The organism is Ramlibacter sp., from assembly GCF_029866045.1.
Classification (GTDB): Bacteria; Pseudomonadota; Gammaproteobacteria; order Burkholderiales; family Burkholderiaceae_C; genus Ramlibacter.
The window spans coordinates 1-5,588 of sequence record NZ_JARXAB010000124.1 but is presented as its reverse complement, the minus strand read 5'-3'; the positions used below and the strand labels follow the sequence as shown (position 1 = coordinate 5,588).

Here is a 5,588-nt window from a genome sequence, read left to right as displayed (position 1 = left end):
CCATCCGTGTCGGTGGTGAAACTCAGCACTGCGCCGGTGAGGTTCAGGTCAAAAGGGTGCTCATCCGTGTCGTTGTTGGCGAGCGAGAGAGTCGCTGTCTTGGGGCTGCTGTCTAGGGGGGCGTACCGCACGATGAAGGTTGTGCTGTCTCCTGCCCCTACGGCAGAGGCCGGGGGTGAGATCACGCTGAAGAGCGCGGCATCCGTGCCTCCCACGGCCACCACGGGGGTGCCGTTCAGTGCCAGCGGGGCGCTGCCCGTGTTCCTCACCGTGAAGACGACATCCGCCGGACTGCCCACCGTGGCGGTCACGAAACCCACGCTCCCCCCATCGGCGATGTTGACCCCCGAGCGCTCCACCGCGATTTCCGGCTCCGCAGGCGGCCCGCCCGTGAGTGTGATGTCAAAGGGACTCTCATCAGGATTATTGCTGGCGATGTGGAGCGCCGCAGTCTTGAGTCCGACGCTCGTCGGAGCAAACCGCACCGTGAACGCCGTCGTTCCGTTCGGGCCACTCACCGGTGCCGTGGGGTTTGCTGTGACCGTGAACATCCCTGCATCGGGCCCATCTTGGGAGATCGTCAGTCCCGTGAGGTTGGCGTTGCCAGTGTTCTTGATGAAGAAGTTCAGACTGCTGTTTGCGCCCACCGCCACGTTGCCGAAGCTCTTGCTCCCCCCATCGGTTAGGTTGCTATTGAAGGGCTGCTCCACCGCAATATCAGCCCCCAGGACCGTCACCACAAACGTGTCCGTGACCGTGAGAACTCCATCACTCACGGACACGGAGATCGTGGCCGTGCCAAACTGATTGGTCTCAGGAACCACCGTCACGGTGCGGTTGGCCCCACTGCCGCCAAAGAAGAGGTTCCCGTCGGGCACCAGCGCTTGATTGGAAGACGTGCCGCTCACGCTAAGTGCAGCCACAGGCGTTTCCACATCACCAAGGGTGAAGGGCAGGCTGTTGGTCAGCGTGTTCACGCCGATGCTCTGATCCGTGATGTTTGAAATGGTGGGCGCATCATTCACGGCATTGACGGTGAGCAGGAAGGTGTCGATCGCGTTCGCCGAGCCGTCACTCACCGTGACCGTGATCGTTGCGCTGCCGAATTGATGGGCCGCGGGCGTCACCGTCACGGTGCGACTCGCCCCGCTGCCGCCGAGTACGATATTGGCCGTGGGCACCAGCGTCGTGTTGCTGGAAGTACGGGTGACGGTCAGTGCTGCCGCCGCTGTTTCCACGTCGCCGACGGTAAAGGCTATCGCCCCTGTGCTGGTGTCTTCATTCGTAGTACGGTCCGTGAGGTTACTGATCGTCGGCACATCGTTCACGCTATTGACCGTCAGCACAAAAGTGTCGCTCGTCGTGGCGATGCCGTCGCTCACCGTCACCGTGATTGTTGCGCTGCCGAACTGGTTCGCTGCCGGTGTGACCACAACACTGCGGCTGGCACCACTGCCGCTGAACACAATGTTGCCATTGGGCACCAACGTCGTGTTGCTCGAACTGCCGCTGACCGTCAGTGAAGCTGCGGCAGTTTCCACGTCCCCGATGGCGAAGGCCCGCGCTCCCGTATTCTCGTCCTCGTTGATCGTTTGAATCGCGACGTCGCTGATCGTCGGCGCGTTATTCAGGCCAGTTCCAGTCAGGATGATGTCGAAGGGGTTCTGGGTCCCGGTCAGGTTGCTGGCGATGTGGAGGGCGGCCGTCTTGGCTCCGCTCGCGGTCGGGGAAAAAGTCACGGTGAAGGTGGAGGTGCCTGCGCCCACGGGGAGGCTCGTGGCGCTCAGGGCGCTGACCATGAAGTCACCCGAGTCCGTCCCGTCCAGCGTCACGACGAGGTTGCTCAGGTCGGCGTTGCCGGGATTGGTGATCGTAAAGGTGAGCGGCGCGCTGCTGCCCACCAAAGTAGAACCGAAGGCCACATGGCTGATGCCATCGTACAACTGGCTGGTTTGCGTCACGTCGATCCCCAGGGGCTGTAGCCCGCTGAAACTGGCCACCTGCTCGATCAGCCCCGAACTGCCATTATTGTCGCCGCCGCTGCTGCGGCCACGGGCGCGCAGTTGGACGTTGGTGGGGAGGTTGAGGCCGGTGAGTCGCCAGTTGGGGGTGCTGCCCATGCGGGTGGCGCTGCCGAGGGTTGTCCAGGTCGTGCCGCTGTCCGTACTCTGCTCCACGGTGACTTGGGCGATTTCCGGCGCACTGCCGCCTCGAGTCCAGATGACCTGGGACGTGTCCGTGGCACTCAGCGTCTGCGTCGCGGGATCATTGAGCAGTCGGGCAAACGAGTTGCGAGCAATTCCGCCCACGCTGGTGAAAGATACCCCCCCCCGAGCAGGATCTGGCCATCCGCCTGCAGCGCCACGCTATCGATGCTGGTGTTCGCATTGGGATTGAAGCCCGCATCCAGCGTGCCATCGGCATTCAGCCGGGCGATGTTGCTGCGTGTGGTGCCGCCCACGAAGGAGAAGGCACCTCCGAGCAGGATCTGGCCATCCGCCTGCACCGCCACGCAACGGACGGAACCGTTGACATTGGGATTGAAGCTCGCATCCAGCGTGCCATTGGCATTCAGCCGGGCGATGCGGTTTCGCGTGGTGCCGCCCACGCTGGAGAAGGTGCCCCCGAGCAGGATCTGGCCGTCCGCCTGTGTTGCCACACAATAAACCATTTGGGACACATCGGGATTAAAGCCCGCATCTAGCGTGCCATTGGCCGCCACCCGCGCGATGCGGTTGCGCGTGGTGCCGCCCACACTGGTGAAGAGGCCCCCGAGCAGGATCTGGCCGTCCACCTGCACTGCCACGCTTGAGACTCTCTCGTTCGTATTGGGATTGAAGCCCGCATCCAGGGTGCCATTGGCCGCCACCCGTGCGATGCGGTTGCGCGTGGTGCCACCCACGGAGGTGAAGTAGCCCCCGAGCAAGATCTGGCCGTCTGCCTGCACTGCCACGCATATGACGTAACTGTCCGCATTGGGATTGAAGCCCGCATCCAGCGTGCCATTGGCCGCCACCCGCGCGATGTAGTTGCGCGTAGTTCCGCCCACCCTGGTGAAGGAGCCCCCGAGCAGGATCTGGCCGTCCGCTTGCACCGCCACGCAACTGACGGAACCACTGACATTGGGATTGAAGCCCGCATCCAGCGTGCCGTCGGCATTCAGCCGGGCGATGTTGTTGCGCGGTTCGCCCAGCACGGAGGTGAAGTTGCCCGCGAGGATCGTCTTGCCATCTGCCTGGACCGCGGTGGTATCCACGGAGCCGCGGTCGAAGCTCCCGCCGCCGCCGACATTGGCATTGAGCGAGTCCACATCCCCTGGGGCAGCATGAGCGGGTGTGGTGCCAAGCAGGAATGCAGACAACAAGCCAAGAAAGATGAGGGTGAGGTGGTGGCTGGTTTTCATCGGCGGTGGGCGGATCCTTATACGAAGACTCATTAATGTCGCAAAAAAGTTGGCAGTGCGGCAGTGGCAAGCAACAGGCCAATTCTGAACATCGTTGATTTCGAGGCGCGGGCGCGCCTAGCCCCATCTCGGGGCTTGAATCAGGTGTCTTGAGCTTTTTTGCATGTCTGGCTTCCCTTGGGCTGCGTCATTGGCGGTCATCCGCCGTCTTAACCCGTTTTTCTTGATGAACATGATGCGACGCTGGACGGCCCGCAAAAGCGCAGGGAAGGGCCTTTGTCTGGAGCCGCGGAAGGGCCGTGGGCCGTGAATGGCGTGTCGATCCTGAAGGTGGAAACAGCGTGGTGCGGCAGTTCATGAGGTGGTATCGGCAACGGCTGGTGTTGATGGAGTGTTCATGTAAACAGTTGAAAGAGCTTTTTCAGGCCGCGAATGTGCCAATGTGGCAGACTTGAAGGCTGCGGCACCCCACAAACGGCTTTTGCGGCCCCACAACGCCCCTTTGTGCCAGCACTTGAAGGCGGCGTGCCAGCACTTGAAGGCTGCGTGCCAGCACTTGAAGGCTGTGTGCCAGCACTTGAAGGCTGTGTGCCAGCACTTGAAGGCTGTGTGCCAGCACTTGAAGGCGGTGTGATCCCACTTTGTAGCTCTGCGGCCTCTAGGTCATTTCTTGCGCCCATAGGGCACCCTGGAGCGGGGTCGAAGCACTATGCTTCATGCGCCTTTGACGCTGTGTCGGCCAACTTGTTACGCGCACATTTGTTTTTAATTTGATGGTGCTGCTGCAATTTATCCTTGTGGGTTAACCCGTAATTAGATAAAAAACAAAAATAGCTGCTAGGCCATCACGCCATGTCTGACCCGCATAATCCCCACTACGACGACCCAACGGTTTTCTATGATGCCGGTTTTTTCTACGCTGATGGGCTGCCAGACCCACCTAAACCTAACTCAACCCAAAGGAGCAAAGCCATGTCATCCATCAGTGCCGGACTCAGCCGCAAGAATTCCACATTACTCATCGGTCTCGCCGATCTGGTCATTTCCAAAATCGCCCCCGCCGCCCCTGCCACGCCGCCCATTCCAAACATGGCGGCCAAGGCAGCCGCGCTGACCGCCAAACGCGATGCCGCCAAAGCCGCGAACGACGCCTACGAGTCGGCGCGTGCCGGACTGGTAGCGCTGAAAGCCACGCGCGATGCCACCGCTGACGAACTGCGTGATGAACATACCGTCGTCATCAGCGCCGTCGAAGCCGAGGCTCGCGGCGATGCCGCCCTGCTGGGTGCCTCCGGTTATCCGCTGGCTTCGGCAGCAGTGCAGTCCACCACGCCACCCGCACAGATCTTGAACCTCTTTCTCACGGCAGGCGATGCCTCCGGCACTCTGGACCTCACCTTTGATCCCGATGCTCTGGCAAAAACCTACGAGGTGCAAATCACCACGACGCACCCGATTGACGGCCCGTGGACGACGATGGTGCAACCAACCACTTCGTACACGAAGCTGACAGGCCTGACCAGCGGCCAGCGCGTGTGGCTACGCGTGCGCGGCATCGGCTCCAACGGCCCTGGTGCCTGGAGTGATCCGGCGACGAAGATCGTGCCCTAAGCTCGCTGCGCGAGCGTTGGCGGTGGTTGGCCGTTGTTGAGGGCGCTACGCGCCGTAGGCGGTGGTTTGCCAACCACTGCCAACAACCGTCAACCAGCGTCATCAACGGCAAACTTTCCCCCCGCCATGCCCTTCGATCCCAATCTCCCTCCCAACAACGTGCAGATCAAAGCCCAGGAGCTGCGCGGGCAGTTCAACGGCCTCAAGGATCTCATCGACGCCATTCCCGCCGGGCCGCAGGGGCCGCCTGGCGCGGAGGGGCCCCCAGGGCCGCCCGGTGATCCCGGTGGACCGCCGGGACCGCAAGGCCCGGCGGGTGCCAACGGCAACGAGGGGGCGCCTGGACCGCCTGGCGCGGATGGGGCTCAAGGATCGCAAGGCCCGCAGGGCAATGAAGGCCCGCCCGGTGCCTCAGGCCCGCAAGGCCCGCCCGGAGCCGAGGGTGCGCCGGGAGCGCAAGGGCCACCCGGTGCCGATGGCCAGCCGGGAGGGCCGCCAGGTCCGCAAGGGCCGCCGGGTGTGGATGGAGCGCCTGGAGCTCAAGGCCTGCCAGGGATCGATGGGCAGCCAGGAG

Annotated in this window: 4 protein-coding genes; 2 read left to right on the top strand and 2 right to left on the bottom strand. The window is 62.7% G+C overall.

Features of this window, described 5'->3' with window-relative positions; all coding sequences use genetic code 11:
• Together QE494_RS13240 and QE494_RS13235 are read right to left on the bottom strand one after the other, a co-directional pair.
• The coding region (locus QE494_RS13240; protein WP_300043945.1) for a choice-of-anchor D domain-containing protein at positions 1-2,309 on the bottom strand (2,309 nt) is incomplete at its 3' end.
• Positions 2,246-3,403 carry a delta-60 repeat domain-containing protein gene (locus QE494_RS13235; protein ID WP_300043943.1) on the bottom strand — a complete coding sequence of 386 codons (1,158 nt, stop codon included), beginning with the start codon at positions 3,401-3,403 and terminating at the stop codon, positions 2,246-2,248. The genes QE494_RS13235 and QE494_RS13240, both read right to left, overlap by 64 nt.
• Before the next feature lie 972 nt (positions 3,404-4,375).
• Here QE494_RS13235 and QE494_RS13230 point away from each other — a divergent pair.
• On the top strand, positions 4,376-5,014 hold the full coding sequence (locus tag QE494_RS13230; protein WP_300043941.1) for a fibronectin type III domain-containing protein: 639 nt from the start codon (positions 4,376-4,378) through the stop codon (positions 5,012-5,014).
• Positions 5,015-5,405: 391 nt separating this feature from the next.
• Positions 5,406-5,588 (top strand): hypothetical protein (locus QE494_RS13225; RefSeq protein ID WP_300043939.1); only part of this gene is annotated, 183 nt, incomplete at its 3' end.